The organism is Kribbella sp. CA-245084, from assembly GCF_050942355.1.
Lineage (GTDB): Bacteria > Actinomycetota > Actinomycetes > Propionibacteriales > Kribbellaceae > Kribbella.
In genome coordinates this window covers 6,237,022-6,262,280 of the sequence record NZ_CP192053.1, presented here as the reverse complement: position 1 = coordinate 6,262,280, position 25,259 = coordinate 6,237,022, and the positions used below count along the sequence as shown (strand labels likewise).

24 protein-coding genes are annotated in these 25,259 nt (G+C 68.4%); 13 read left to right on the top strand and 11 right to left on the bottom strand.

The features are described 5' to 3' along the window. The first annotated feature begins 6 nt into the window (after nucleotides 1–6). On the top strand, nucleotides 7–555 hold the full coding sequence (locus ACQPYH_RS29740) for a hypothetical protein (RefSeq protein ID WP_432877924.1): 549 nt from the start codon (nucleotides 7–9) through the stop codon (nucleotides 553–555). A 101-nt stretch (nucleotides 556–656) separates the two neighbouring features. Here ACQPYH_RS29740 and ACQPYH_RS29735 read toward each other — a convergent pair whose 3' ends face one another. From ACQPYH_RS29735 to ACQPYH_RS29725, 3 genes are read right to left on the bottom strand one after another with little or no spacing between them, the layout of a single operon-like run. Next, on the bottom strand, nucleotides 657–2,048 hold the full coding sequence (locus ACQPYH_RS29735; protein ID WP_432877921.1) for a sensor histidine kinase: 1,392 nt from the start codon (nucleotides 2,046–2,048) through the stop codon (nucleotides 657–659). After that, nucleotides 2,048–3,697 carry an FAD-dependent oxidoreductase gene (locus tag ACQPYH_RS29730; protein WP_432877919.1) on the bottom strand — a complete coding sequence of 550 codons (1,650 nt, stop codon included), beginning with the start codon at nucleotides 3,695–3,697 and terminating at the stop codon, nucleotides 2,048–2,050. The genes ACQPYH_RS29735 and ACQPYH_RS29730 overlap by 1 nt, the downstream gene beginning before the upstream one ends. Before the next feature lie 51 nt (nucleotides 3,698–3,748). After that, on the bottom strand, nucleotides 3,749–4,507 hold the full coding sequence (locus ACQPYH_RS29725; protein ID WP_432877916.1) for a FadR/GntR family transcriptional regulator: 759 nt from the start codon (nucleotides 4,505–4,507) through the stop codon (nucleotides 3,749–3,751). 120 nt (nucleotides 4,508–4,627) lie between these two features. On the opposite strand from ACQPYH_RS29725, the gene ACQPYH_RS29720 reads away from it, so the two are divergent. The 11 genes from ACQPYH_RS29720 to ACQPYH_RS29670 all read left to right on the top strand — a co-directional run bounded on the left by ACQPYH_RS29720 (nucleotide 4,628) and on the right by ACQPYH_RS29670 (nucleotide 16,206). Continuing rightward, nucleotides 4,628–6,148, top strand: coding sequence for an ABC transporter substrate-binding protein (locus ACQPYH_RS29720; RefSeq protein WP_432877914.1), 1,521 nt, complete (start codon nucleotides 4,628–4,630; stop codon nucleotides 6,146–6,148). Beyond that, nucleotides 6,145–7,092 (top strand): ABC transporter permease, encoded by a 948-nt coding sequence (locus ACQPYH_RS29715; RefSeq protein WP_432877912.1) that lies wholly within the window; start codon nucleotides 6,145–6,147, stop codon nucleotides 7,090–7,092. The genes ACQPYH_RS29720 and ACQPYH_RS29715 overlap by 4 nt, the downstream gene beginning before the upstream one ends. Further along, nucleotides 7,089–7,907 (top strand): ABC transporter permease, encoded by an 819-nt coding sequence (locus tag ACQPYH_RS29710; RefSeq protein ID WP_432877909.1) that lies wholly within the window; start codon nucleotides 7,089–7,091, stop codon nucleotides 7,905–7,907. Before ACQPYH_RS29715 ends, ACQPYH_RS29710 begins: the two co-directional genes overlap by 4 nt. Further along, on the top strand, nucleotides 7,904–8,857 hold the full coding sequence (locus tag ACQPYH_RS29705) for an ABC transporter ATP-binding protein (protein WP_432877907.1): 954 nt from the start codon (nucleotides 7,904–7,906) through the stop codon (nucleotides 8,855–8,857). The genes ACQPYH_RS29710 and ACQPYH_RS29705 overlap by 4 nt, the downstream gene beginning before the upstream one ends. Further along, a complete protein-coding gene (locus tag ACQPYH_RS29700; protein ID WP_137257790.1) occupies nucleotides 8,850–9,719 on the top strand; it encodes an ATP-binding cassette domain-containing protein in 870 nt (289 codons plus the stop codon). Before ACQPYH_RS29705 ends, ACQPYH_RS29700 begins: the two co-directional genes overlap by 8 nt. Next, complete coding sequence (locus ACQPYH_RS29695; protein ID WP_432877904.1) at nucleotides 9,716–11,149, top strand: aldehyde dehydrogenase family protein; 1,434 nt, start codon at nucleotides 9,716–9,718, stop codon at nucleotides 11,147–11,149. Before ACQPYH_RS29700 ends, ACQPYH_RS29695 begins: the two co-directional genes overlap by 4 nt. Before the next feature lie 12 nt (nucleotides 11,150–11,161). After that, nucleotides 11,162–11,923 carry an SDR family NAD(P)-dependent oxidoreductase gene (locus ACQPYH_RS29690; protein WP_432877901.1) on the top strand — a complete coding sequence of 254 codons (762 nt, stop codon included), beginning with the start codon at nucleotides 11,162–11,164 and terminating at the stop codon, nucleotides 11,921–11,923. Between the two features lie 9 nt (nucleotides 11,924–11,932). Then, nucleotides 11,933–13,297 (top strand): amidase, encoded by a 1,365-nt coding sequence (locus tag ACQPYH_RS29685; protein WP_432877898.1) that lies wholly within the window; start codon nucleotides 11,933–11,935, stop codon nucleotides 13,295–13,297. A 72-nt stretch (nucleotides 13,298–13,369) separates the two neighbouring features. Continuing rightward, complete coding sequence (gene nuoH / locus ACQPYH_RS29680; RefSeq protein ID WP_432877896.1) at nucleotides 13,370–14,578, top strand: NADH-quinone oxidoreductase subunit NuoH; 1,209 nt, start codon at nucleotides 13,370–13,372, stop codon at nucleotides 14,576–14,578. 45 nt (nucleotides 14,579–14,623) lie between these two features. Then, nucleotides 14,624–15,355, top strand: coding sequence for a TetR/AcrR family transcriptional regulator (locus ACQPYH_RS29675; RefSeq protein WP_432877893.1), 732 nt, complete (start codon nucleotides 14,624–14,626; stop codon nucleotides 15,353–15,355). A gap of 17 nt (nucleotides 15,356–15,372) precedes the next feature. Continuing rightward, complete coding sequence (locus tag ACQPYH_RS29670; RefSeq protein ID WP_432877892.1) at nucleotides 15,373–16,206, top strand: hypothetical protein; 834 nt, start codon at nucleotides 15,373–15,375, stop codon at nucleotides 16,204–16,206. Between the two features lie 20 nt (nucleotides 16,207–16,226). Here the strand turns inward: ACQPYH_RS29670 and ACQPYH_RS29665 are convergent, their stop codons facing one another. Genes ACQPYH_RS29665 through ACQPYH_RS29650 form a run of 4 tightly spaced genes read right to left on the bottom strand, consistent with a single transcriptional unit; the run spans nucleotide 16,227 to nucleotide 19,251 of the window. Further along, entirely contained in the window at nucleotides 16,227–16,850 is a 624-nt protein-coding gene (locus ACQPYH_RS29665; protein ID WP_432877890.1) for an NADPH-dependent F420 reductase, read from the bottom strand. Between the two features lie 29 nt (nucleotides 16,851–16,879). After that, entirely contained in the window at nucleotides 16,880–17,614 is a 735-nt protein-coding gene (locus tag ACQPYH_RS29660) for an SDR family NAD(P)-dependent oxidoreductase (RefSeq protein WP_432877887.1), read from the bottom strand. A 38-nt stretch (nucleotides 17,615–17,652) separates the two neighbouring features. Beyond that, nucleotides 17,653–18,588, bottom strand: coding sequence for an SDR family oxidoreductase (locus tag ACQPYH_RS29655; protein ID WP_432877885.1), 936 nt, complete (start codon nucleotides 18,586–18,588; stop codon nucleotides 17,653–17,655). A gap of 39 nt (nucleotides 18,589–18,627) precedes the next feature. Then, entirely contained in the window at nucleotides 18,628–19,251 is a 624-nt protein-coding gene (locus ACQPYH_RS29650; protein ID WP_432877882.1) for an NADPH-dependent F420 reductase, read from the bottom strand. A gap of 185 nt (nucleotides 19,252–19,436) precedes the next feature. On the opposite strand from ACQPYH_RS29650, the gene ACQPYH_RS29645 reads away from it, so the two are divergent. After that, nucleotides 19,437–20,333, top strand: a complete 897-nt coding sequence (locus ACQPYH_RS29645; RefSeq protein ID WP_432877879.1) for a LysR family transcriptional regulator — start codon at nucleotides 19,437–19,439, stop codon at nucleotides 20,331–20,333. On the opposite strand, the gene ACQPYH_RS29640 is transcribed toward ACQPYH_RS29645, so the two are convergent. From ACQPYH_RS29640 to ACQPYH_RS29625, 4 genes are read right to left on the bottom strand one after another with little or no spacing between them, the layout of a single operon-like run. Next, a complete protein-coding gene (locus tag ACQPYH_RS29640) occupies nucleotides 20,330–21,472 on the bottom strand; it encodes a M20 metallopeptidase family protein (protein WP_432877877.1) in 1,143 nt (380 codons plus the stop codon). The genes ACQPYH_RS29645 and ACQPYH_RS29640 overlap by 4 nt on opposite strands. 2 nt (nucleotides 21,473–21,474) lie before the next feature. Next, nucleotides 21,475–22,611 (bottom strand): amidohydrolase family protein, encoded by a 1,137-nt coding sequence (locus tag ACQPYH_RS29635; RefSeq protein ID WP_432877874.1) that lies wholly within the window; start codon nucleotides 22,609–22,611, stop codon nucleotides 21,475–21,477. Continuing rightward, a complete protein-coding gene (locus tag ACQPYH_RS29630) occupies nucleotides 22,598–23,944 on the bottom strand; it encodes an aspartate aminotransferase family protein (protein ID WP_432877871.1) in 1,347 nt (448 codons plus the stop codon). Before ACQPYH_RS29630 ends, ACQPYH_RS29635 begins: the two co-directional genes overlap by 14 nt. Beyond that, nucleotides 23,941–25,242: a hypothetical protein gene (locus ACQPYH_RS29625; RefSeq protein WP_432877868.1), complete on the bottom strand. Its 1,302-nt coding sequence runs from the start codon at nucleotides 25,240–25,242 to the stop codon at nucleotides 23,941–23,943. Before ACQPYH_RS29625 ends, ACQPYH_RS29630 begins: the two co-directional genes overlap by 4 nt. Nucleotides 25,243–25,259 lie beyond the last annotated feature (17 nt).

The window sequence follows — 25,259 nt, the reverse complement described above, 5'->3', positions numbered from 1 at the left end:
CCACGAATGACGTACGACGTGGTGGTGCTCATCGAGCGGGAGATGAGCGAGGGCGACGCGCGCCGCGTTGCCGCCCTGTACGCACGACACGAAGAAGCCATTGATTACCACCTGCTGGTCTCCAGCCATCCGGACAGCGGATTCGGCGGGCCGATGGCGTTGCTGGGTTCGACGTTCGCGGACGTGGCCGGTACGACCGGCGGCGCGGCCGTGATCGGCTCGGCGATCGGTCCGTCGGCGCGGGTCGGTCCGGCGGCCGTTCCGAGCCGAACACCGGTGGCCACCCTCGCGGACCCGGCCGTCGACCTCGCGTCGGTGATCGAACACAGTTCGCGCCGCCTCCGGGCCGCGAGCGGGTACCAGGTCCACGTCTCCATCACCCACGGCGAGATCATGCTGGCGCTGATGCAGATGGTGAAGACCACCGGGAGCCAGGAGGTCGTGGTGGTCGCCTGGCCGGAGACCGCGGCCCGGTTCGTCTGCTCCGACTGGTCTGCCAAGGCCCGCAAGCTGCTGAAGGTGCCGCGGGTCCGGATTCTCGAGCACGACACCTGAGGAGGACCCGTACCGAACGACAGGACGTAGTTCACGCCGGAGCGGGCGGGCTCCTCGGCGTCATGGCGCGCACCGCCACCACTCCTGTCGTTCGGTACGAATCAACCAGCCGGGCTGGGTTGCCGCGGCAAACGCACCTGGAGCGTGGTCCGACCGGGCTGCGAAGTGATGGTGATCGTGCCGCCGTGATGTTCGGCGACGATCCGCTGAGCGATATCGAGGCCTAGACCAGTGCCCTTGCCGACGTCCTTGGTCGTGTAGAACGGCTCGAACGCCCGCGCCGCGACCTCCGCCGGCATGCCGCGACCGGTGTCGGTGAACTCGACCACGATCCGGTCGCCGTCGATCCGCGTCGTGATCCGCAACGTGCCGGCGCCGTCCATCGCGTCGACCGCGTTGTCGATCAGGTTCGTCCACACCTGGTTGAGCTCGCCCGCGAAAGCGTCGATCCGCGGTACGTCGGCGCCGTACTCGCGGATCACCTCGACGCCGTCGCGCAGCTTGTGCCCGAGCATCACCAGCGTGCTCTCGATGCCCTCGGTCACGTCGATGGTCTGGATCGAACCGCGGTCCATCTGCGAGTACGAGCGAACCGCCGCCACCAGCTCGGTGATCCGCCGCGTCGACTCCTTCACCTCACCGAGCAACGTCGCGGCGGAGAGCGTGCTGGCGACCCATTCGAGACCGGGCTCCAGCGAATCTCCGAGTACGTCGCCCGCGCGCTCGCACCATTCGACGCCCGCGCCCGCGGCGGCCAACGGCGGTGCGATGAGCCAGTCCTGGGTGACGCCGTGATCGCCGAGCCAGTCCGAGATCGTGTTCTCGTCATCGGCCAGGTCGACCGGATCCGGTGCCGCCGTACCCGAGGCGAGCTCGAGCCGCAGTTCGTCGAGCGCACCAAACTGCACGGCCGTCACGTCGCCCTCCGCCAGCCGGCGGAGCGCTGACAGCAGCGTGACGCAGGCGGTGTCGAGCGCGCTGACCGAGCGGGTCGCGGCCGCAGCGGGGTTGTTGATCTCGTGCGCCAACCCGGCCGCCAGCGTGCCGAGCGTGATCAGCGACTCCCGCTGCCGGGCCGTCGACTCGATCGCCCGCGCGGTCCCGTACACACCCCTGATCAGATGCCCGGCGAGCGGGAACCACACGTCGATCCGCTCCCGCAGTACGTCGGTCGGCACCCGCAGTACCCGACCCTCGGCGAGGCCGCGGCCGCTGGCGAGGTAGACGCCGTGCTCGTCCCAGGCGCGGAACCCGCCGGCCCAGCGTCCCGGGACGTCCATCTTGCCCATCACCGTGTCCTCGCGACCGATCTTGCGGTGCAGCGCGATCACGCCGTCGACCAGCACCCACCAGAAGTCCGCGGGCTCGCCTTCGTGGAACAGATCGGCGCCGAGCTCGATCGCGACCTCGGTGCTGCCGTCGATCAGTTCGTCGAGCTGCGCGTCGGTGAGCCCGGCGAAGAGCGGGACGTCCCGCAGATCCTCGGCGCGCATCAGACGGTCGCAAGGTAGCGGTGGACGAGATAGATCGACATGGCGCCTTCGCCGACCGCCGAGGCCACCCGTTTCATCGAGTCCAGCCGTACGTCGCCCGCGGCGAACACCCCGGGCACGCTGGTCTCCAACGCGTACGGGGGTCTCGGCAACGTCCACCGATCGAAGGCGACCACGTCCGGCCCGGTCACCACGAAGCCCTTCTCATCGCGGACGACGGAATCGCCGAGCCAATCGGTCCGCGGGATCGCTCCGACGAAGATGAACAACCAACTGGCCAGCACCTCGTCGACGCGACCGGAGTTGCGGTCGGCCAAGGTCAGACCCTCGAGGTGACCATCCCCGCGGCAGCCGACCACCTCGGTCCGGCACCGTACTTCGATGTTCGGCGCGTTGCTGATCTTGTCGATCAGGTACCGCGACATCGAGCTCTCGAGCGACTCGCCGCGGACGAGGAGCACGACCCGCTTGGCGTAGCGCGAGAGGTTGAGAGCCGCCTGACCGGCGGAGTTCGCTGCGCCGACGATGTACACCTCGTCGTCCTGGACCTGGCTGGCCTCGCTGGCGGTCGCGCCGTAGTACACGCCGCGGCCGGTGAGGTCGGCGAGGCCGTCGACGTCGAGGCTGCGGTACGAGACGCCGGTCGCGACGATCAGCGCGCGTGCCTCGATCTCACCGGATCCTTCGAGCAGTACGGCGTGCACGGGGCCGCGCGACTCGAGTCCGACCACCGACCGCGCGAGCACCATCTCCGCGCCGAAACGGGATGCTTGCGCGACCGCCCGCTGCGCGAGGTCCGAGCCGGTGAGCCCACGCGGGAAGCCGAGGTAGTTCTCGATGGCGGCGCTGAGGCCTGCCTGTCCGCCGGGTGCTTCGCGTTCGACGATCACGGTGCTCAGGCCCTCGGACGCGGCGTACACGCCGGCGGCGAGGCCTGCGGGTCCGCCGCCGACGATGCAGACGTCGTACAGCGGTTGCTCGGCTCTCGTGCGCAGACCGAGCGCCGACGCGAGGTCGAGGGTGGTGGGGGAGCGAAGGGTGTCACTCTCCGGGATCAGGACCAGCGGGAGATCGTTGTCGGAGGCATCGGCCAGATCCTTCAGGCGTTCGGCTTCCGGGTCGCGCTCGATGTCGAACCAGCGGTACGGGACGTGGTTGCGGGCCAGGAACGTCTTGATGTCGTGCGACCGGTCCGACCAGCGGTTGCCGACGACACGGATATCCGAGACGTGGTCGGGGTTGGCGTGTTGCCAGTCGCCGAGCAGGTCGTCGACGACCGGGAACAGTTGATCCTCGGGCGGATCCCACGGCTTCAGCAGGTAGTAGTCGAGGCCGATGTCGTTGATCGCCCGGATGGCGACCTCGGTGTCGGCGTACGCGGTGAGCAGCAGGTACTTCGCGCTCGGTGCGTGCACGCGGGCGCGTTCGAGCAGCTCGATACCGGTCATGCCGGGCATCCGCTGGTCGGTGGCGATCAGCGCGATCGGCTGGTTGCGCAGGGCCAGCTTCGTCAGCGCCGCCAGTGCTTGGTCGCCCGAGGTCGCGCGCACGACCAGGTAGTCGTCGCCGTACCTGCGGCGCAGGTCACGGGAGATTGCCGCCGAAACCATCGGGTCGTCGTCGACAGTCAGAATCGCAGGTTTGCTCACGCGGTGCCCCCCACCCATGAACCGGTCCCGTCAGAATGCCATGGGATGCGCTCAGTCCTCTACGAGCGCACGCAACGTTTCCTGCTCGGAGTCGGGCACGTACCCGCCGTAGTAGTCGTACATGTTCTGGCGGGCGAGCCGTGCGGCGGCGTGGCCGTTGCCGGTGCGGATCGCGTCGACGACGTCGGCGTGGTGGTGCAGCGACTCGAGCATCAGGGCGCGGCTGTTCGGCGCGTGGGCGATCTTGTCGGAGATCAGGCTGAGTACGACGCCGCGGACGACCTCGTTGCAGGTCTGGATCAACGAGTTGCGGCTGATCCGCGCGATCAGCTCGTGGAAGGCGAGATCGGCCTGGCTGAACGCGTCGAAGTCGACGTCGATCGCGGCGCGCATCGCGACGAGCGTCTCCTCCAGCTCGTCGAGCTCTTCCGGCGTACGCAATCTGGAGGCGACCTGGATCGCGGCGCCGTCCATGATCATCCGGAACCCGATCAGCTCGCTCAGGGTCAGTTCGTCGACGCGGGCCAGGCGGACCATCTGCTTGCGGAGCGCGGACTGCGAGAACGGCAGGATCTCCGGACCGTTCGGGTCGCCGGGGCGGGAGCGGACCACGCCGTTGCTCTCCAGGACCCGCAGCGCTTCGCGGACGGTCGACCGGCTGACGGCGAACTGCGCGACCAGCTCGCGCTCGCTCGGCAGCCGTTGCCCCGGGACCAGGTCGCCGCTGGCCAGCGCGTCCTCGACCTGTTCGACGATCCGTTCGTACGCGCGCACGGGCTGTACCGGGCTGAACTTCGGTCCAGTTGTCATCCGGCGCACCCCCTAGTCGCTTGACAGGCACTTGAGCAGGGACAAATCTAGTGGCCCAGTGATACCTAGTCCACTGGTCGGACCAGTAGCCGCAGTAGTACTGCCTCTGAAGGAGTTGGCGTGAAGTCGTCGTTTCGCATTCGGGCGGTCGCGTTCGTCGCCTCCGCGGCGGTGCTGGCCCTGACCGCCTGCTCAGCAGGTTCGAGTACGTCGGGCGGCGGGTCCGGCAGCTCGCCCGGCGGGGACCAGAAGCTGTCGATCGGCCTGGTCGCCGAGCCGGCCAGCCTGGACTTCACCACCACCGACGGCGCCGCGATCCCGCAGGCGCTGCTCGGCAACGTGTACGAGACGCTGGTCAAGCAGGACGACTCCGGCAAGATCGTGCCGTCGCTGGCGAAGTCGTGGACGGTGTCGCCGGACCGCAAGACCTACACCTTCGACCTGGTCGACAACGCGAAGTTCACCAACGGCAAGCAGTTCACCGCGAGCGACGCGGTGTTCAGCATCAACCGGGTGAAGACGGCATGGACGATCTCGCTGAAGGCCGCGATGGACGTCGTCACGTCCGCGAAGGCGCTGTCCCCGACCCAGTTGCAGGTCACGCTGGCCAAGCCGAGCAACGACTGGCTGTTCCGGATGACCACCCGGATCGGCGCGATGTTCTCCGAGAGCGGCGTCAGCGCGCTGGCGACCGACCCGGTCGGCACCGGCCCGTTCAAGTTCTCGAAGTGGAATCGCGGCGACTCGATCGTCATGGTCCGCAACGACGACTACTGGGGCAGCAAGCCGTTCTTCCAGCAGATCACGCTGAAGTACTTCAAGGACGCGACCGCGCTCAACAACGCGCTGCTGACCAGCACGATCAACGTGATCGGCACGGTCCAGGCGCCGGAGGCATTGAGCCAGTTCACCAGCAACGACAAGTACCAGGTGATCGAAGGGACGACGAACGGCGAGGTGCTGCTCTCGTTCAACAACTCGCGGCCGGTGTTCAAGGACCTCCGGACCCGTCAGGCGATCCGGATGGCGATCGACCACAAGGCCCTCCTCGACACATGCTGGGCCGGTCGCGGCAAGCTGATCGGCAGCATGGTCCCGCCGACCGACCCGTGGTACGAGGACCTCACCGGCGTCGCGCCGTTCGACCTGGCCAAGGCGAAGTCGTTGCTGCAGGCATCCGGTGCGGCCGGCAAGACCCTCCGGCTGCGGCTGCCGACGTTGCCGTACGCAACGTCCTGCGGCCAGGTCGTGAAGAGCATGCTGGAGCAGGCCGGGCTGAAGGTGCAGATCGACCAGCTCGAGTTCCCGGCGGCCTGGCTGACCACGGTCTTCAAGAACGCCGACTACGACATGTCGATCATCGCGCACGTCGAGCCCCGCGACCTGGGCGCGGTCTTCAACGCGAAGTACTACACGCGGTACGACGATCCGACCTTGCAGGGCTATCTCGCCGCGGCGGACTCCGGTGACGAGGCCGCCCAGGTCGACAACATGAAGAAGGCTGCGCGCCGGCTGTCCGAGCAGGCCGCGGCCGACTGGCTGTTCCTGCTGCCGAACCTGATCGTCGCCGACAAGTTCATCAAGGGCCTGCCGACCAACGCCATCACCGAGAACTTCGATCTCTCCAAGCTCGCCCGATGATTCTCCGCCTGATCGAGCGCACCGGTGTGTTCTTGATCAGTCTTGCGGTGAGCTCGGTGCTGGTGTTCGCGTTCATGGCGGTGCTGCCGGGCGACCCCGCCCGGGTCGCGCTCGGCGTGAACGCATCCGATCAAGCGGTGGCCGAACTACGGCAGCAGTTCGGCCTCGACCGCCCGCTGCCGACGCAGTACTTCGACTGGCTGGGCGGACTGCTCCACGGCGACCTCGGTACGTCGTACGTGTCGAAGGTGGCGATCGGGCCGCAGGTGTTCGACCGACTGCAGGTGACGCTGTGGCTGGTCGTCGCCGGCATGATCATCGCGCTGGTGGTCGCTGTGCCGGCCGGGACGGTGATGGCCGCGCGGCATCGCAAGCTGTCCGGCCTCGCCCTCTCCGCGGTCTCCCAGGTCGGCGTCGCCGTACCGGCGTTCCTCGCCGGGATCCTGCTGATCGTCGTGTTCGCGGTCAAGCTCGGCTGGCTACCGGCCAACGGCTGGACGCCGCCCGCACAAGACCCCGGGATGTTTCTCAAGCAGCTGATCCTCCCGGCCCTCGCGCTAGGCCTGGTCCAAGGCGCCGTCCTCACCCGCTACGTCCGCAGTGCAGTCCTCGACGTCTTGCGTGAGGACTACCTGCGGACCGCACGGGCGAAGGGACTCAGGCCGTTCCAGGCGTTGTGGCGGCACGGCCTCCGCAACGCCGCCGTCCCCGTCGTGACAGTCCTGGGCCTCCAGCTCGCGACGCTTCTCATCGGCGCAGTCGTCGTCGAACGAGTCTTCGTCATTCCCGGCCTAGGAAGCCTCCTCCTCGACGGCGTCTCGAACCGCGACCTCCTCCTGGTCCAGGACGTAGTCATGGTCCTCGTCCTGGCCGTACTCCTGGTCAACTTCATCGTCGACCTCCTGTACGTCGCCCTCGACCCGCGCCTGAGGACGGCGTCATGAAGCGACTGAACCCGAGCCTCATCGTCGGCGGCGTGATCGTCGGCGTCATCGTCCTGATGGCGCTGATCTCCTTCGTCTGGACCCCGTACGACGCCACGCTCGTCACGCCCGCGTCCCGGTTGCTGGAGCCGTCGTGGTCGCATTGGTTCGGGACCGACAAGTTCGGGCGCGACGTGCTCAGCCAGATCATGGTCGGCTCGCGGACGACGCTGTTCGTCGGCGTGGTCGCGGTCGGCGTCGCCGCGGTCATCGGCGTACCGCTCGGGATCGTGGCGGCGATGGTACGGCGGTGGCCGAGCGAGGCCATCATGCGCGCCAACGACCTGCTGCTCGCGTTCCCGGCGTTGCTGCTGGCAATCATGTTCGGCGCGGTCTTCGGAGCGAGCACACTCACGGCGATGGTTGCCATCGGCATCGCTTCGGTGCCGAGCTTCGCGCGCGTGATCCGCAGCGGCGCGTTGCAGGTGATGCGGACGGAGTACGTACTCGCGGCCCGTGCGGCTGGACGGCGACCCGGGCCGATCGCGATCCGGCACGTGCTGCCGAACGTGACCAGCCTGATCACCGTACAAGCGTCCGTGTCGTTCGCGATCGCGGTACTCGCGGAGGCGGCGCTGTCGTTCCTCGGATACGGCACGCCACCGCCGACACCGTCGTGGGGCCGGATGCTGCAGGAGAGCCAGGAGTTCCTGTTCAGCGCCCCGCGGCTGGCGATCTTCCCCGGCATCGCGATCGCCATCGCCGTCCTCGGCTTCAACCTCCTCGGCGACGGCCTCCGCGATCGCTTCGACCCGAAACTGGAGGACCGCCGATGAGCGATGTGCTGACGGTTCGCGGGTTGTCCGTGACAGTTCGCGACACGGCGCTGGTGTCCGACGTCGACCTGACGGTCGGCGCGGGGGAGCGCGTCGGGCTGATCGGGGAGTCGGGGTCGGGCAAGTCGTTGACGGCATTGAGCGTGCTCGGCCTGCTTCCCGAGGACGTGTACGCCGGCGGCTCGGTCCGCCTCGACGGTGTCGACCACGAGCTGATCGGCGCCGACGAACGCCGCATGTCGCAGGTCCGCGGCCGCGACATCGCGATGGTCTTCCAGGAGCCGATGACCGCGCTCAACCCGACCATGCGGATCGGTGACCAGATCGCCGAAGCGATGCTGATCCATCAGACCAGGCCCAAATCCGCAGCCCGTGAGGCCGCGGCCGAGCTCCTCGAACGCGTGCAACTCCCGACCGACACCCTGCGTGCGTACCCGCACCAACTCTCCGGCGGCCAACGTCAACGGGTCGTCCTGGCGCTTGCCTTGGCCAACGATCCGTCCCTCCTGATCTGCGACGAGCCGACCACCGCGCTCGACGTCACCGTCCAGGCCCTCGTCCTCGACCTGATCGTGCGCGGCGTCATGGACCGGTCGTCCGCACTCCTCTTCATCACCCACGACCTGGCCGTCGTCGCGACCGTCTGCGAACGCGTTCTGGTGATGTACGGCGGACGCGTCGTCGAATCCGGGCCAGTCGTCGACGTGTTCACGCGTCCCCGCCACCGCTACACCGAGGGCCTGCTCGCGGCGTCCGACCTCGACACGACGTCCCGTCGACTCACCACGATCCCTGGCAACGTGCCACCCGCGGGCAAGTTCCCGTCCGGCTGCGTCTTCCGTACCCGCTGCGCCCACGCAACTGCCTTGTGCGAAGAGTCTCCGCCGTGGTCGGGCGACGAGGCGGAGGGCTTCGCCTGCCATCACCCAGCGGGGGTGACCGATGCCTGAACACATCCCGACGACGCACGAGCTCGAGACGCCGACCGCGATCCAGGTCGTCGATCTCGTCCGTGACTACCCGCGGCCGCGAACCTCGTTGTTCCAGCCGGCTCCAGTGGTCCATGCGTTGCGTGGCGTGAGCCTGGAGGTCAAGCAGGGCGAGCGATTCGGCATCGTCGGCGAGTCCGGCTGCGGCAAGTCCACGCTGCTGCGCATCATTGCGGCCCTCGACCGCGCGACCTCCGGCAACGTGATTGTCGAAGGCACCGATATCACCCGGTTGTCCGACCGTCGGCTGCGCTTCCTCCGCGAGAACCTCCAGCTCGTCTTCCAGGACCCGATGAGTTCGCTCGACCCGCGGATGCGTGTCCGCGACATCATCGCCGAGCCGCTCGTCGTCCAAGGTCATCCCGCCTCGGGCGAACGCGTTCGCGAGCTACTGGAGGCGGTCGGCCTGTCCGCGGACGCCGGCGACCGGTACCCGCATCAGTTCTCCGGCGGCCAGCGTCAGCGCATCTCGATCGCGCGTGCGCTCGCGCCCCGTCCGCGCATCCTGATCGCGGACGAGCCGGTCAGCGCCCTCGACGTATCGGTCCGCGCTCAGGTCCTCAACCTGATCTCCGACCTGGTCGACGAGCTCAACCTGACGCTCGTGTTCGTCTCGCACGATCTGTCCGTCATCAAGCACGTCTGCGACCGCGTGGCCGTCATGAACGCCGGCCAGATCGTCGAGACCGGTTACACCGGCGACGTGTACGCCGCCCCGCAGCACCCGTACACGCAGCGCCTGGTCTCCGCCATCCCCACGCTTCAGCGCGCCCTCTCCGGGGCGACTACGTCAGACCTGCTCGCGAAGGGAGATCCAGCGTGAAGTTCCCAGCCGGCCTGCCGATCGGTGAGGCCTGGATCGAGGCGCCGGCCACGGCTCCGGTGATCTTCCCGTACGACGGTTCGACGGTCGCGGACGCGCCGGTCGGCGACGTCGAGCTCGCGAGGGCGGCGCTCGACAACGCTCTGTCGGTCTGCGAGACGGTAGGCCGGCTTCCGTCGTACCTGCGCCGGAAAGTCTTGCAGAGCGTGCATTCCGCGGTCCTTGCTGCGCGCAACGAGTTCATAGACCTGCTGGTGCTCGAGACCGGCAAGCCGCTGGTCGACTGCCGGGTGGAGATCGATCGGACCCTGCTGACATTGGAGACGTCGGCCGAGGAGGTCGCTCGGCTGCACGGCGAGACGGTGCCGCTCGATCTGCTGCCGAGCGGTGAAGGGCTGCAGGGCTTCTGGGTGCGGAAGCCGATCGGTGTGGTCGTCGGGATCACCGGGTTCAATTACCCGTTGTTGCTCGCGGCACACAAGCTCGCGCCTGCGTTCGCGGCCGGCTGCCCGATCATCGTGAAGCCCGCGCCGCAGACGCCGCTCGCCACCCTGTGGCTGGTCCACCTGATGCGCTCCGCTCTCGCCGACGCGGGAGCGCCGGAGAGTGCGGTGCAGCTCGTGACCGGCGGGGCTGACGTCGGCGCGACCCTCACCACCGACGGTCGCGTTGGCGCCGTCTCGTTCACGGGATCCGCCGCGGTCGGTCACCGCATCGCGCGTGATGCAGCTCCGACCAAAGTTCTGCTCGAGCTCGGCTCCAACTCGGCGCTGGTCGTTGCCGAGGATGCCGATCTCGACGCGGCCGCCGACGCGATCGTACGCGGTGGGTACTACGCGTCCGGTCAGGCGTGCATATCGGTCCAACGCGTGATCGCGGTCGAGTCCGTTCGCCAAGCATTGCTGGACAAACTCGGCGCTCGCCTCCCGACCGTCGTCGTCGGGGACCCGCGCGATCCGGAGACGCGGGTGTCCGCGCTGATCAACCCCGCGTCCACCGATCGGGTCCGCGAGTGGGTCGGCGATGCTGTCCACGCGGGCGGGTCGATCGCGTACGAGGCGCCGGGCGACGTACTCGGGCCGATCGTGCTGACCGACGTACCCAGCGGTCTGCCGGCGTGGGACGAGGAGATCTTCGGGCCGGTCATCGCGGTGCGGTCCGTGCCCGATATCGACAGCGCGCTGCGGGCCGTGAACGAGACGCGGTACGGCCTGCACGCGAGCGTTTTCACGTCGTCGCTGGACACCGCGTTCGCCGCGATCGACCGGCTCGAGGTCGGCGGAGTGGTGATCAACGACGTACCCGGGTTCCGCTCCGACGTCATGCCGTACGGCGGTGTGAAGGACTCCGGTACCGGTCGCGAGGGACCACGCTTCGCGATCGAGGAACTGACCACAACCCGCATGGCGATCATCCGCCCGCGCCCGTGAGAGGTGGCCCGCATGGAGTACGCGAATCTGTTCCGGCTTGATGGCAAGCACGCGCTGGTGATCGGCGCGGGGAGTGGGATCGGACGCGAGAGCGCGCTGGCGTTGGCTGCGCACGGAGCGCGGGTCACGTGCGCGGATCGGGATATCGCGGCGGCTCGCGAGACGGCGGGCACCGCGCTCAGGGCGTACGAGCTGGATGTGCTGGACGACGCGGCGATCGCGCGGGCGGTTGGTGAGCTGGATCCCGTCGACGTGCTGGTGTTCACGGCGGCGACCAATGTGCGGAAGCGGATCCTCGACTACAGCGGCGAAGAGTTCGACCGGGTCGTGTCGCTGAACCTGCGGGCCTCGTTCGACCTGATCCGTGCGTTCGGGCGGGGGATGGCGGAGCGGGGGAGCGGCAGCATCATCGGGTTCAGCTCGATCCGCGGGACGACTGTCGAGCCGGGGCAATCGGTGTATGCGGCAACAAAGGCCGGGCTCGTGCAGTTGTTGCGTACGGCAGCGGCCGAGCTCGGACCGTCCGGCGTACGGGCGAACGCGATCGCACCCGGCGTCGTCGAGACCCCGCTCACCGCGCAGATCAAGGCCGATCCGGGCTGGTACGACGCCTACGCGCAGAAAGGCGCGCTCGGTCGTTGGGCCCAACCGAGCGAGCTGGCGGGCGCGGTGGTCTACCTCGCGTCCGATGCCGCGAGCTTCGTGACCGGGAGCGTACTCGCGGTCGACGGCGGCTGGACCGCGGTCGACGGCCGCTTCGACCCACCGAACTGAGGGGTGTGCATGAATCTCGCCGATCTGACGGCCGTTGAACTGCTGGCAAAGTACCGCGATGGCTTGCTGTCACCCGTCGAGGTGATCGAGGACGTGCTGGCTCGGGTGGAACAGCTCGAGCCTCGGATCTCTGCGCTCTATGCGCTGGATCCGGGTGGTGCGCGGGCGGCGGCTCAGGAGTCGGAGCGCCGTTGGCGAGACGGTACGGCGGGCGCGCTGGACGGCGTACCGGTCACGGTGAAGGAGAACATCGCGACCCGGGGTACGCCTGTGCCGCAGGGGACCGCGGCGACAGAGCTGGTCCCAGCCGTGGAGGATGCGCCGGCTGCAGCGCGGCTGCGGGACGCCGGGGCGGTGATCTTCAGCAAGACCACGATGCCGGAGTACGGGATGCTCTCGTCGGGGGTGTCGACGTTCCATCATCTGACGCGTAATCCGTGGGATGTCAGCAAGACTGCCGGTGGGTCGAGTGCGGGCGCGGCGGCCGCTGCGGCGGCCGGCTACGGTCCGATCCACCTCGGGACCGACATCGGCGGCTCGATCAGGTTGCCGGCGGGGTGGTGCGGGCTGGTCGGGATCAAGCCCACGCACGGGCGGGTCGCGGTCGGGAATCCCTACCCTGGAAGGGCGATCGGGCCACTCACCCGTACGGCGGCCGACGCGGCGCTGGCGCTGTCGGTGATCTCGGGGTACGACCCGCGGGACTACACGTCACTGCCGGCTGCCTCGGACCGCTATGAGATCGCCGTCGAGGGTCTCCGGGTCGCTCTGTTGCTGGACGCAGGCCTTGGCCTGCCCGTCGATCCCGAGGTCGCGGCGGCGGTCTCGTCGACCGCGAGTCAGCTCGAGAAGGCCGGTGCTCGGGTCGAGCCGATCGATCCGATCATCACCCGCGAGATGCTCGACGGGCTGGATCGCTTCTGGCGGATTCGTTCGGCCTCAGACATCGCGGCGCTGCCGGAGGAGCGGCGCGCGAAGGTCCTCCCGCAGATCCGGGAGTGGGTGTCGACGGCGGGCGATCTGTCCGGAATCGACGTCTTCCACGGCTACAGCCAGATGGGTGCGATGGCGGCCGCGGTCGGGCGGGTCTTCGCGGCGTACGACGTGATCCTGTCGCCGGTCGCGCCGATCACCGCGTTCCCGGCCGAGCTCGCGTATCCGACCGACGACCCCTCCAAGCCGTTCGAACACATCGCCTTCACCGTCCCGTACAACATGTCTCACCACCCAGCTACCACCGTCAACGCCGGCTGGTCCTCGTCGGGCCTGCCCATCGGTGCTCAGCTGGCCGTGCCTCACCACCAGGACCTGACCGCGCTGGCCTTGGCGGCTCACCTCGAGGACCACCAGCAGCGGGAGTGGCCGACGAGCTGATCGGCTTGCGACTCGACACCCTTAACTGATACACCGTATCTGTTAAGAGTCGAGTTGATGAGGTGATCTCTCATGCCCGGGCCGACGCAGTACGGCCACGACGCCTGGTGGCTGATGCTGCTCAAGGCGGTCCTGATCTTCGTGATCCTGATGCTGCTGACGCTCTTCAACATCTGGGCCGAGCGCCGCGTGGTCGCGCGGATGCAGCAGCGGATCGGTCCCAGCGTCAACGGTCCGTTCGGCCTGCTGCAGTCACTGGCCGACGGTATGAAGCTGATCCTGAAAGAGGACCTGATCCCGAAGACGGCCGACAAGGTGATCTTCCTGTGCGCGCCGCTGATCGTCGTGGTTCCGGCGTTCCTGACCTGGTCGGTGATCCCGTTCGGGCCGACGGTTCGGCTGCCGTGGAGCGATATCCGCACGCCGTTGCAGCTGACCGATCTGCCGGTGGGCGTGATCTTCGTGCTCGCGATGGCATCGGTCGGCATCTACGGGATCGTGCTGGGCGGCTGGTCGTCCGGGTCGACGTACTCGCTGCTCGGCGGGCTGCGCTCGAGTGCCCAGATGATCTCGTACGAGGTCTCGATGGGGCTCTCGTTCGTCGCCGTCTTCCTGTACGCCGGATCGATGTCGACCGCGCAGATCGTCGCGGCGCAGGACCGGATCTGGTACGGGCTGATCCTGGCGCCGTCGTTCGTGGTCTATGTGATCTCGATGGTCGGCGAGACCAACCGCGCGCCGTTCGACCTGCCCGAGGCCGAGGGGGAGTTGGTCGGCGGATTCCACACCGAGTACTCCGGGGCGAAGTTCATGCTGTTCTTCCTCGCGGAGTACGTGAACATGGCGACGGTGTCGGCGCTGGCGACCACGCTGTTCCTCGGCGGCTGGCATGCGCCCTGGCCGATCAGCTTCTGGGACGGCGCCGACAGCGGCTACTGGCCGGTCCTGTGGTTCATGGGCAAGGTGATGTGCTTCATCTTCGTGTTCATCTGGCTGCGAGGGTCGTTGCCGCGGCTGCGGTACGACCAGTTCATGCACTTCGGCTGGACGCGGCTGATGCCGTTGTCGTTGCTGTGGATCCTGGCGGTCGCGACGGCTCGCACGATCGACCTGCGCGCGGGGATCTCGCGGCAGTGGGTGTTTGCGGGGATCGCGGTGTGCTTGGTCGTGGTCGGGGTGCTGTTCTTCGTCGGCGAGAAGAAGCAGTCGGACGCCGCGGAGGATGCTGCCGAGTTCGATGCGTTCGCGGGCGGGTACCCGGTACCGCCGCCGACTCCGTGACCGGGCGGCTCGATGTCGCCGTACCGGGGTCGTACGATGCCGAACATGGCGCTCCCCTCGTCACCTGACGACAAAACCCAGCCTGCGGGACCGGTCTGGGCGCGGAACGATCGCCAGCCGCGGCGGCGGACGCTCACCCGGGACTCCATCGTGCAGGCAGCGATCGCGATCGCCGACCGGGACGGGCTCGACGCCGTCTCGATCCGCAGCGTTGCGGCGGGACTGAGCGTCAGGCCGATGAGTCTGTACGGTCACGTGTCGAGCAAGGACGACCTGCTCGACCTGATGTTCGACCAGCTCGCCGGGGAGAGCGTGCTCGGTGCGGATCTGCCTGAGGATTGGCGCAGTGCGCTCGAGGCGATCGCCCGGCGTACCAGGGACCAGGGATTGGCGCACCCTTGGTCGATCGAATTGCTGGTCGACCGCATCCAGCTCGGACCGAACACGCTCCGCGTCCTCGACGAGTGGATCCGCGCGCTGGCGCCGCTGTCGGTCACCACGGACGAGGCGTGGAGCATCGCGACGGCTGTCAACGACTACACCGTCGGCTACGTCACCCGCATCTCCGCCCAGCGCCGCGCAGTACCGACGGATCCGAACGCCGCCGGGGAGTGGACCACGACCGTCAACACCTACCTGACCGAACGAGCCGAAAGCGGCGACCACCCCCACATCGCCCCGCTGCTGCGCGAGGGGTTCGCCGCCCAGTCCGACAGCTTCGAGCCAGGCCTGTCCTGGCTGCTCGACGCCATCGAACAGAAGCACACCCCGAACTGACCGCAGATGGAGTAGGTATGGACGACTCCGGGTTGATCGCGCACTGCTACCGCATGCTCGGGTCCATCACGGACGCCGTCGAAATCGCCGGCGGCGTATCCACCTACGGGGATGCCACTCTCGCCTGTCTCGCCCGCGCCGGGACGCGTCCGCTCCCGTCCGACCTGGCCGCTCCCAGTGCGCATCCGGAGGGCGCACTCTCGGAAAGCTCGGAGATCCTCTGGCTCGAGCCCATCCCCGAGCACCTGATGGACGGCCGCCCGATCGACCTCGGCCTGATCGCCGCCCTCCAACGCGTTGCCCCGCTCTCGCGCGCCGCCACGATCCTCCACGACATCGAGGGCTGGCCCACCGCCCGCGTCACGACGCTGCTGGGCGACGTACGTCCCGTACCGGTCGTCGCGGCGCCGACCGTCGTCCCGGACGAAGCTCTGCTGAGCCGGTATCGCGCGGCGTTCGAGCAGTACGACGTACCCGCGATCGTCACGCTCTTCACCGACGACGCGATCTGGGAGATGCCGCCGTTCACCTCCTGGTTCCGCGGCGCCCGCGACATCGGCCGCCTCATCTCCACCCACTGCCCGGCCGAACGCCCCGGCGACCAGTACCTCGTCCCCCTGACAGCGAACGGCCTCCCCGCGTTCGCCGTCTACATGCGAGACCCACGCGACAACATCCACCGCGCCTTCCAGATCCAGGTCCTAACCCTCACCGCCACCGCAATAATCCACGCAGTCGCCTTCTTCGACCTCTCCCTCTTCCAAACCTTCCACCTACCAGACCTCCTCCAAGGCCTACCCCCGAACCCCTACGACGGCACCCTCAAACCCCACATAGAACGCCGCCACTAACCACCAGCGTTGGCGGCCGCTCAGCCGAGGTTGTTGATGCCGAGGGAGAAGTCGAAGTTTCCTACGCCGTGGCGGGCCAAGCCCATTGTCAACACGCCCGCTCCCTCTAGCCAGTGGGCCATGCGCAGGTCGCCGGTGTCCCGGGCGCGGAGTCCGAGGCTTTCGATGAACGCTGACACGCTCGCCTTGGACTGCGCATCGTCGCCGGCCATGAACACGTCCACTGGGCCGCCTTGGGCCAGCACGTGGCGGAACAGGGTGTTGAACGCCTTCACGACATGGGCGCTCGCGGGCGCGGCCTCGGCCACCCTTTGCGCGATGGAGGTGTCGTGCGGGACGGCCAGCCCGGTGCCGGTGGCATCGAACGGGTTGGTGATGTCGACGATGATCTTGCCGGCCAACGCGTCTCCGAACGCGCGGACCGCAGGCACGGCGCTGTCGAACAGGACCGCGAGGATGACGATGTCGCCGGTCGGGGCGGCCCCGAATGTCCCTGCCGTGGCGCCGCCGCCGAGCGATTTGGCCAGGGCCGCGGACTTGGCCGGGTCTCGGCCGATCACCTCGACGGTATGGCCGCCCGCGATTGCCAGGGTGCCGATGGTGCTGGCCATGTTCCCCGAGCCGATGATACTGACGCTGCTCATGATGGTGCCTACTCTTCCTGGTCCTCGATTCAGATCGCTGTGGTGCCGCCGTCGGCGACTAGTTCTAGGCCGTTTACGTAGCTGGAGTCGTTGGAGGCGAGGAAGAGGGCGACTGCAGCGATCTCCTCGGGGCGGCCCATCTTTCCTCGTGGGATCAGGGACTCGAAGGCCGACTTCGTTGCCTCGTCGAACAGTTCTTCCTGCTTTGCTGTCGCGACCTGGCCGGGGGTCAAGACGTTTACCCGGATCCGCCTGTCCTTCAGTTCGTTGAGCCACACGCGGGCCCAGGCCTGCTGCACGGCCTTGCTCCCGGCGTACAGACTCCAGCCGGGGAAGGCCCCGAGTGAGGCGTTCGACCCTGTCATGAAGATCGAGCCGTCGTCGTTCATCAACGGCAGGGCCTTCTGCACCGTGAACAGCGTCCCGCGCGCGTTCAGCCAGAACGCGGCATGGAACTGCTCCTCGGTGATCTCACCGAGCTTGCCTGGCTCGCCCATCCCTGCGCTGGCCCACAGGACGTCGATCGAGCCCTTCTCGTTCTTGACCGTTTCGTACAAACGGTCAAGGTCGTCGAGGTCGGCCGCATCGCCCTGCACCGCGGTCACGTTGCGGCCGATCTGCCGTACGGCGTCGTCCAGCGCGTCCTTCCGCCGGCCCATGATGAAGACATGAGCTCCTTCGGCCACGAACAACTCGGCGCCGGCCAGCGCCATACCGGTTGATCCGCCGGTGATCACAGCTACCTTGCCATCGAGCTTTCCCACGATTACTCCCTTGAATTGATGTAGACCCGGAACAGCCGTCAGCTGGCGGGGAAGTAGTGGCCGTTGTCCAGATCGGCGAGCAGGCCGGGCTGGATCGGTTCCCAGCCGAGGGTTCGGCGAGTGATGAGGTTCGAGGCCGGGTAGGTCTGCGTGACGATGTTCGCGAGGGCCCCGAAGTACCCAGGTAGCACCAGCTCGTCGACGGGCACGCTCACGACGGGCAGGCCCAGACGACTGCCGATGGTGTCGGCGATCGCGCGGAGCGGGATGCCCCCGTCTCCGACCGCGTGCCAGTACTTGCCGGCCGGCCCCTTCTCCAGCGCCAGCCGGAACAAGGAGGCGCTGTCGCGGGCGTGTACGGCGTTCCACAGGTTCGCGCCGTCTCCGGGGTAGCCGGCGAAGCCGTTCTCCTTCGCGAGCGCGATCAGCTGTACGAGGAAGCCGGAACGATCGGTCGTGCTGTGTGCGATGTTGGCAAGCCGCACGACCGATGCCCGCACTCCCCGCTCAGCGAGGCCGACAACGGCGGTCTCCACGACGTTACGAGCCCGCAGAGTGGCCCGGTGCTCGTTGCCGACAGGAAGGGCCGGGTCGTCCTCGGTCGCCGGCCGGCCCAGATTCCCCGGCGAGCCGATGCTCCCTGCCGCGACGAGCGGCTTCCCGGTGCCCGCCAGCGCCTCGCCGTACGCGTGCATGATCGGGACCTCCGCGGCGGCCACGGAGGCGATCCCGCCGGAGGGCAGCAGGTCCTGCCGGTGTGCGACGTGGATGACGCCGTCGGCGTCCGCGGACGCCTCCTTCAGCCCGTCGAGATCCTGGAGGTCGCCGAGACGTACCTTCGCGCCGAGAGCGGACAGCGCCTCCGCGGCGGTGTCCGACCGAGCCAGGGCAGTGACCTCGTGCCCGGCGGCGAGGAGCTCGGGAATGATGTATGAACCGGAATGGCCGGTCCCGCCGGCGACGAAGACGCGCACGCTGTGTCCTTGTGTGGGTAGGTGAGTGATGGGTTGCGCTCAGCCGAGAACGTCGACGCCGAGGGCGATGTCGAAGGTCCCCGCGCCGTGGCGGGCCAGGCCCATCAGCAGCGGCCCGACACCTTCCAGCCAGCGGGCCATCTCCAGGCCGCCGACGTCGAGCGGACGCAGCCCGAGGCTCTCGATGAACGTCGACACGTCGGTCTTGGCCCGCGCGTCGTCTCCGGCGAAGAGCACGTCCAACGGACGGCCCTTGGCCAGGACGTGGCCGAAGACGGTGTTGAACGCCTTCACGACATGCGCGCTCGCCGGTGCGGCCTTGGCGATCTCCTGCGCTCCGGAGGTGCCGTCAGGCGTGACGAGTCCGGTTGCGTCGGCGTCGAAGGTGTTGGAGATGTCGATGATGACCTTGCCGGCCAGCGCATCGCCGTACTGGGTGACGACCGCGACGGCGCTGGAGTACGGCACGGCGAGGACGACGACGTCGCCTGCGGGGACGGTGCCGAACGTCCCCACCGTGGCCCCGCCGCCGAGCTCGCCGGCCAGGTCCGTGGCCTTGGCCGCGTCGCGGCCGACGAGCTCGACCGAATTGCCGGCCGCTAGTGCGCGAGCCGCTATTGCGCGGGCCATTCCGCCTAGGCCGATAAAACTGACGCTGCTCATGGTGTTCCTGCCTTCTGAAGCTGGACAGCACGGCATTCCCGCCTATTCCCGGCAAGAAGCCGGTGCGGAATCCCTTGATTGAATTCGCTCGTGCCCCATTGACAATGCCACCGGCCGGAGTGCGTGTCCAAGACCTCTTTCAGCCGTGGTGATACCTTGAGAGCATTGCCGGACCGGGAGGCTCCATGGATCTGGACCTGCGCAAGCTGCGCTACTTCGTCGCTGTCGCGGATAGGCTGCACTTCGGCCGCGCCGCCGAGGAGTTGCATATCGCGCAACCGGTGCTCAGCCGGCAGATCCGTGCTCTGGAAAAGGATCTCGGTGCCCCGCTGTTCGCCAGGGACAGCCACGGCGTGGAGCTGACCGACGCGGGTCGCCAGCTGCTGGACGACGCCGGTCCGCTGCTCGCCTCGGTGCGCGCGGTCCAGCGCAGGGTGTCCGTGGCCGGCCGCGGGAGCCAGCGGCTGGTGATCGGCTTCCGGACCGGCATCCCGGTCATCCCGGCGGCGCGGGTCTTCGAGGCCCGGAACCCGGATGTGGTCGTGGACGTGCAGCGGATGGAATGGGACGACCAGGCCCTGATGCTGCTGGAAGGCCGCGTCGACGTCGGCTATGTGCGGCTGCCCGTCGATGAGACCGGGCTGCGCCTGACTCCGCTCTACACCGAGCCGCTCATGGTGGCGCTGCCCAGCGACCACCGGTTGGCCGGCAAGGAGGAGGTCGCCGAATCAGACCTGAACGGTGAGCCGGTGGTCTGGCATGCCGACCCGAGCACGCAGCCCACCAGACGCCCGCACACCGACTCCGGACTCCGGGCGCGCGGGGTGGAGGAAAAGCTCGAGCACGTCGCGGCAGGCCGGGGCATCTCGTTCGTCGGACGGTCGGAGACCGTGTTCTACTCACGCCCCGACATCAGCTATGTACCAATCCCGGAACTGGCGCCTGAACAGGTCTTCCTCGCGGTGGCGGAATCGCGTAGTTCGCGAATGGTCGACGACTTTCTCGCCGCAGCTCAGGAAACGGCCGAGATCACCGCGGAATGCGGAAATTACGAAATGTGGCAGCCGCAGATCAGAGGCTAGACCGCAGGCATCCTCGTCGCCGCGAGGTAGCCGGCGAGCATTGCCTTGGCTACTTTCGCGACCATCTCGTCCGCGGGCAGGAAGCCGGGATGGTGCAGGCCCGGACCGCCTGAACCGACGCCGAGGAAGACCATCAGCGACGGATATCGGGTGCCGTAGAAGGAGAAGTCGTCCGCGCCGCACGACAGGTAGGGTGGCGCTGATTCGAATCCTGCGGCCACCAATTCCTTCGTCGCAGCGGCCGCGAGGTCCGCGTCGTTGGTCAGCACCGGCTCCCCGAAGCCGACCCGCACCCGCGCGGAACACCCGTACGCCGCGGCCGTCGACGAGCTGACCTCGGTGAGCAGCCGCACCATTTCGTCGCGGTCGGACTGGTGGAACGCGCGGATCGTGCCGGAGAACGTGACCTCCCCGGTCACCACGTTCGGCGAGTCGCCGCCCGAGATCGTGGTGACCGAGAGTACGGCGGGATGCGTCGGGTCGAGGCGTCGCGAAACCACGGTCTGCAACGCCATCACCGTCGCAGCCGCGGCCAGCACCGGGTCGCGGGTCAGGTGCGGGTACGCCGCGTGGCCCGGCGTACCGGTGACGGTCACGAAGAACTCGTCGGCGGACGCGTTGACGGGCCCCGGCGCCGCGGAGAACCGGCCCTCGGCAAGGCGCGGTTGCAGGTGTACGCCGAGGAAAGCGCGAATGTCGTGGGTCGACAGCTCAGCGGACCCGGCCAGATCCTTTGCACCGCAAGGCACGGTCTCCTCGCGTGGCTGGAACACGGCGACCAGCGGAACCGGTGGCCCGACGACGCGCAGCGCCCGCACCACCGCCACCAGCGCCGCCATGTGTACGTCGTGCCCGCACAGATGCGCCGAACCGTTGCGTGACGCCCACGGTACGTCGTTGCTCTCGGCAACAGGCAGCGCGTCGAGTTCGGCGCGCACCGCGATCGCAGGTCCGTCCGGATCGCCGACGCGGACGATCCGGCCACCGGCGATATCGGGCGCGTCCACGACGCCCAGCTCAGCCATCAGCAGCTCGGCCGTGTCGTGTTCCTTGCCGCTGGGGCGGGGATCGGCGTGCAGCCGGTGCCGCAGTTCGACGGCCGCGCCCAGTTGCGCGGCAAGTGCTTGTTCCAGATCCATGGCTACTCCAGACCGTACGCGCGGATCGCGTTGCCGCGTCCCAGCAGCTCGGCATAACGACGGGCGTCGGTTTCGCCGGCGAAACCCTCGGCCAGCCACTCACCGAGGACCCGGCCGACGGCGCGGCGCCAGAGTTGAGCGCCGCACAGGTACAGCTCGGGCAGGCCGAACGCGTCCGAGGCGTAGAGCACCTTGTGCATCGGCGCGATCTCCAGCGACTGCCGCACCAGCGTCTCGCTGGACGGGCCGGTGTGGGAGACCGCGGACGACGTGTCCAGCCACACGTGTGGGAACAGCTGAGCGAGAATCCCGGCCTCCCGGATGTAGGGGTAGCAGTGCAGCAGCATCAGCTGCGCGCCGGTCTCGCGGGTCGCGTGCGCGAACTCGGTGAGGTAGGAGGGATCGCAGCGGTGCAGCACGATGTCCGCATCGCCGAAGCCGACGTGCAGCTGGATGGGCTTGCCGAACCCGACCGCGCGCCACAGGAGATGCCGCAGCAGCACAGGATCGGTGAGCCGGACCGGGCCACCTGCCTGGATTCCTGCCAGCCATCGGCCGGCGGCCGCCGTCACCTCTGCGTTCGTCGGCGGGGCCGGGTCGAAGTCGAGCCCGTACCGGTAGGCGATGATCGACTTGACGCCGACGGCATGCTCGAGCGCCAGTTCCAGCGCGTCCTCGAAGGCACTGGCGAAACCGGCCGCTGTCGAGTCTGGCGCGATCGATTCGGCCAGCGCCTCCAACCGCACGATCTCCTGAGTGACGGCGCCGGTCAACTGCGCCATCGCGGGCGGCGACATGATGGTGGAGGCACGAAAACCCGTGTCGAGCAGGTATCTGTCCGTGCCGCTCGCGGCCAGCAGACGAGCGCTGACCTCCTGGTCGCCCAGTTCGCCGCGTCGCCTCAGATAGTCCTCGGCCGTGCAGTGTTGCGGCAGGTCGAGCAGCGGCGCGCACAGCGCCCGTACGGCGATGCCGAACGGGTTGTCGAACACCGAGGTACCGGGCGGGGCGGGCCAGTCCGATTCGGTGGCCAGCAGTTCGAACTCGGCGTCCGTCGTCGTGCCGGTCCGCACGCCGTGGCAGTGATGGTCGATCAGCGGCAGTCCGGTCACGAACTCCGCGAGGTCACCAGCCGGCATAACCGGCCAGCTTCGTGTCGTCGAAGGTGCCTGACTCGATATCGGTCAGCCCCCGGTCGAGGATGTCCAGCCCGCGCAGCGCGTCCTCCTCGGTGAGTATCAGCGGCGGCGTGAGTTCGATGACGTTGCTGTGCAGCCCTGTGTACATGACGATCAGCCCCAGTTCGAAGCAGCGATAGACCAGCCGAGCGGCATCAGTCGCCGCGGGCTCGCGTGTCTTGCGGTCGGCGACCAGCTCGGCACCCAGTAGCAGCCCGCGTCCTCGTACGTCGCCGATCAAGCGGTGCCGGGATTGCAGCTCCCGCAAGCCTTCCAGGAGTTGCTCGCCGCGCACCTTCGCATTGACGATCAGGTTCTCGTCGGCGAGGACGTCCAGCACCGCAAGGCCGCCGGCCGCCGGTGCCGGGGAACCGCCGAGTGTGAACAGGTTCGGTACGTCGTGATCGAACAGCTCGGCCCGGCCGACGACGGCCGACAGCGGCAGCCCGCCGCCGAGCGGTTTGCCCAGTGACACCGCATCGGGTACGACGCCGCTGTGCTGGAAGCCGAACATCGCGCCGGTGCGACCGAGGCCGGTCTTCACCTCGTCGAAGACCAGCCAGATGCCGTGCCGGTCACAGAGCTGACGCAGGCCGGGGAGGAAATCGTCGGGCGGCACGATGTCCCCGCCGTCGGACTGGATCGGTTCGAGCACGATCGCGGCGGTGTCGGCGGCAGGCGAGATGCTGGTCAGTACGCGCTCGCTCAGGTACGTCAGAACCTGCTCGGACGCCGACGCGGAGCTGCTGGCATCCATCGGGCGGTACGGATCGGGGTACGGGATCTTGGTGACGTTGCCGGTGCCGAGGACCCGGGCTTGCGCTGAATGCCCGGACAAGCTGGCGGAGCCCAGTGTCTGGCCGTGGTACGCGCCGGTGAACGAGATCAACCGCGGCCGGCCCGTCGCCACGGGCAGCAGTTTGGCGAGACAGTCGTTGGCATCCGACCCGGTGGTGCCGAACCAGGCCTTCTTCCGGAAATCCCCTGGCAGTAAAGAGCACAGGCGTTCGGCGAGTTCCACTGCCCGGCGGCCGGGATAGCAACAGTGCATCGTGGACCACGACGTGTCCAGCTCGCCGACGATCGCCTCGCGCACGCGGGGATGCCGGTAGCCGGTCTGCACCACCCCTCCGGCGGCGATGAAGTCGAGGTACTCGTTGCCGTCGGCATCGGTCAGCGTCACACCCTCGGCCCGTTCCACGACCAACGGGTAGAAGCGGATCTTCAGGCAGTCGCCGATGGCAGCGTCTTCCCGGGCCAGCAGTGATTCCGTGGCGGTTCCTTCGCGGCTCATGCGGACCATGAGAACCGCAACCGGTCGGCTACTGCGGACGGCTCCTGGCCGGCGAAGACGGCGACCTCGTGGCGCCGTACCGCGAGCAGCGCGGACAGCAGGTCCGGGCCAAGGATCCGACGGGCCAGCGCCGAATCCTGGAGAGCGTCGAGGGCGGTGGACTGGTCGGCCGGCAGCGTCGGGTGCCCGGCGTCAGCCGGATGTGTCGTCACCTCGGCGGGTAACGGCGCCTCGCGCCGCAGTCCGTCCGCGATCAGGCCGAGCACCGTCGCGACGGCGAGATAGGGATTGGTTGCCGGGTCGACGCATTTGACCTCGATGTTCGCGTTGCCCGCCGCGACCGCGCACAACCGGACCGCCGCTTCGCGGTTCTCCAGGCCCCAGCAGGGAAAGGCGCCGGACCAGTGATCGGGCAGCAACCGTCCGCCGGACAGCACCGACCCGGCCAGTACACCGATCACGTCGGACAGCCCGGCGACGATGCCGCCGATCGCCGCGCCGCCCTCGGCGGTCAGCCCGTGCGGCCCGTGCCCGCCGGACAACAGCGGTACGCCGTCACGGTCGAGCGAAACGTGCACGTGGGCGCCGTTGCCGCTGCCGCCCGCGAACGGTACCGGCGAGAACGACGCAGCCAGCCCCGCGCGCCGCGCCGCACGGCCGATCACGATCCGGGCGAGCACAGTGGCGTCGGCTGCGGCCAGCGGATCGGCGGGGGCAAAGGAGATCTCGTACTGGCTGTCGCCGTACTCCGCGTGGCACTGCTCGACCTCGAGGCGCGCAGCCCGGAAGTCGTCGAGCAGGCCGAGCAGGAACTCTTCCCGATCCAAGGCCGCGGTGACCCCGTAACAGTTCCACGGCCGCTCGCCCAGCGCAGACCCATCGGCGGCGGTGAGCACGAACTCGACCTCGCAGCCGACCGTCGCGCTGACTCCGAGCGTTGCCAGATCACGGACCGTCTCGCGCAACCGGCCACGCGTGCACAACGCAGAGAGCGCGCCCGACTGCTCGTAGAACTCCGCCGGAGCCCAGGCCAGGCCGTCGCCCAGCACCCGCGCGGCGCGCAGATCAGGTCGCAGCCGCTGATCGCCGAGTACGCCGAGGTCGGGGGTGAACGCGATCCCGTTGTCGATGCAGAAGACGTGCCAGCTCGGCGCCGCGCCCAGCCCGGACGACTCTGCCTGCGCGATGCGGTCGTGGGGCACGAGCTTCATGCGCAGCACGCCGCCGGGATCGACCGCGGTGGCCGCGAGCGCGGTGACCGAGGCCAGGTCTTGCTCGTCCTGAAGGGGGAGGGACATACAGAAGACTGTGCCAG